The sequence below is a fragment of the Facilibium subflavum genome (assembly GCF_003574485.1).
GTDB classification, from domain to species: Bacteria; Pseudomonadota; Gammaproteobacteria; order Francisellales; family Francisellaceae; genus Facilibium; species Facilibium subflavum.
This window is the reverse complement of sequence record NZ_QLIT01000287.1, coordinates 1-2,605: the sequence shown is the minus strand read 5'-3', so window position 1 is coordinate 2,605 and position 2,605 is coordinate 1. Positions and strand designations below refer to the sequence as shown.

Genomic DNA, 2,605 nt, shown 5'->3' with positions numbered 1-2,605 from the left:
AAAATTGAAGGTCATGGAATTTATTATGATCCGGAGGGAAAACCTATCTATATTGGCGATTTTAAAGAAGGCAAGTATAATGGTTCTGGTTCTCTTTTTGATGATGGAAAGCTTAGATTTAGCGGCGAATTTAGAGATGGAGAACTAGTTTCTGGATTTGAATATGAAAGAAAAATCCCTGGTGAACTTAGAGACAAACTTCAAAACATCAAGAGTATTCCAGATATACGTGAAATTAATAAAATGTTAGCTGAAAACAGACAAGAAGTTGTCATTTATGAAGGAGAGTTTAGCAATAATAAATATCATGGGCAAGGCAAACTTTACGATAATTCTGGTGAGTTAAGATATGAGGGATCGTTTGAAGATGGTTTATATGAAGGGCAAGGAACATTGCATCTCGACAATTATAGCTATGATGGGGAATTCAAAGCTGGGAAGAAACATGGACAAGGTAAAGCATATACTGAAAATACAACAATTGAGGGGACTTTTGAAAATGATATCCCCATTGATGCAAAATTCTATAATAAAGATGTGCTTAAGTATGAAGGTGAGTTTAATAAAAATTTACAACCTGATGGTTTAGGAACTCTGTATCTTGATACAGGCGAAAAGTTTGAAGGAATTTTTGAAAAAAACGTCTTTAAAAAAGGGAAAATGTATACGAAAGAAGGAAAATTATCATATGAAGGTGAGGCACAAGGCGGATCGTATCACGGTGAAGGTAAATTATATTATGACCATGCAGATGTTGTTGGTTTTGATGGTGTCTTTGAAAATGGACGCTTTAAAAAAGGAAAAGCATATAACGATCAAGGAGTACTTAGATACGATGGTGAAATGGAGGCAGGAAAATATAATGGCCAGGGTATTGAGTATAACATAGACGGGGAAACCAGAAAATATCAAGGAACCTTTGATAACGGCACCTTTTCTGAAGGCAGGATATACCAGAGTGATGGTGGTTATATAGAAGCTGACTACAATGGTGGAAACTATAATAGTGGTAAAATATATAGTGCCAATGAAAGGCTTATTTACGAAGGCGGTATGAAAAAGGGCCAACCGCATGGTGAAGGTGTTAAATACCAATATAACAATCTAAATAAAATCAAGCAGTTTGAAGGAGAGTTTAGCAATGGTCAGCTAGTAAAAGGAAACGTATATTATGAAGATGGGAAACTAATATATAGTGGTGAGTTAAAACAAGGTAAGTATGATGGTAAAGGAGTTCAATATTATTACGAAACAGAAAAAATAAAACACTATGAAGGAACGTTTAAAAATGGAAAGATTGTAGACGGTGTAGCATTTAACCGTGAAGGCAATCCAGTTTACATGGGAGAATTTAACGACAGCGGGCTTTATCACGGCGAAGGGCTTCTATATGACTATGAGGGAGGAACTTATAGCGGAAGTTTTGTTGATGGTCTGCCAGAAGGAAAAGGAAAGGTTCTCAATGGTAATGGTAAACTGTCATATGAAGGCGATATGTATCAAGGAAAGCCACATGGTGAGGTTACGTTGTATTACCCAACAGGGGAAAAGTATTATCAAGGCTCTTTTGATCAGAATAGCTTTATTCATGGAAAGGGCACCATGTACTATAAAAATGGTAAATCAATGTACAAAGGAGATTTTCTTAATGGTGAGAAGCATGGAAGTGGCACCCTGTATTATGAAAATGGCCAACCAAAATATAAAGGAAGTTTTCTTAATGATGAGAAGCATGGAAGTGGCACCCTGTATTATGAAAATGGCCAACCAAAATATAAAGGAAGTTTTCTTAATGATAAGAAGCATGGAAGTGGCACCCTGTATTATAAAAATGGTCGTGTTTTCTATGGTGGCGATTTTTATCAAGGGCAACCACATGGTCAGGGTATTTTCTATTATGAAAATGGTAAAGTCGCCTATAAAGGCAATTTTAGGATGGGGAAAGAGGATGGCATTGGAACTAGCTATTATAGCGATGGTTCGATTGTAGAGGAAGGGCGCTTTAAGAATGGTGAGCTTATAGGGGGCTACTATATTGATGAAGATGGTATAAAGCATATAGTTGAAGAGGAGATAAACTAACGAGAGAAAGCAACACACATCAGGGGAATCGTATTTAAATTCCCTTGATGTGTAAGAACGAAATGTAATCAAACTGACTGCTGTTCTTGTGGCTAAAGGAATTGCGGCTACACGTCAGCTTGCTAAGCGCCAATTAACCTGGATTCGCAATTGGCCATATGCGATTAAAATCATTGATGCAAACCTTGAAGATAAGATAAAACTTAAAGCGATCCAGCATTATTTTCTTTCCTTTGTAAGGTAAAAATAAAAAATTTTGTTTTTGTTTGATTTATTTTATTACGCTAGCCATAGTTAAATCTAGATAACGTGAGTTCGATATAAAAGATTAAAAAACATGCATAAATATACTGTGATGAGGTTGAAATTTTTTTCTCCAAAAGGTATTTCTGGAGCTGAAAACAAAACACCAACCTCATGGAGTGTTATGCTAGAACTTATCTTTTGTTTTGTCGATGATTTTTGCAAAGAATTTATGCCAGCCTGGCAACAAAACTTAATTGAAACGTAACCGCTCCATAAA

At 35.9% G+C, this 2,605-nt stretch carries 3 protein-coding genes; all 3 read left to right on the top strand.

Annotation, left to right across the window (positions count from 1 at the left end; all coding sequences use genetic code 11):
• The coding region (locus DNK84_RS13420; RefSeq protein WP_119344979.1) for an MORN repeat-containing protein at positions 1-2,082 on the top strand (2,082 nt) is incomplete at its 5' end.
• Between the two features lie 88 nt (positions 2,083-2,170).
• Positions 2,171-2,326, top strand: coding sequence for a hypothetical protein (locus DNK84_RS14865; RefSeq protein ID WP_235826909.1), 156 nt, complete (start codon positions 2,171-2,173; stop codon positions 2,324-2,326).
• 93 nt (positions 2,327-2,419) lie between these two features.
• Positions 2,420-2,593: a hypothetical protein gene (locus DNK84_RS14485; RefSeq protein WP_162902488.1), complete on the top strand. Its 174-nt coding sequence runs from the start codon at positions 2,420-2,422 to the stop codon at positions 2,591-2,593.
• The last annotated feature ends 12 nt before the right edge of the window (positions 2,594-2,605 follow it).

Coding starts and splice junctions, on each gene's coding strand:
- DNK84_RS14485 (WP_162902488.1), top strand. CDS start 2,420: ATGCATAAATATACTGTGATGAGGTTGAAATTTTTTTCTCCAAAAGGT.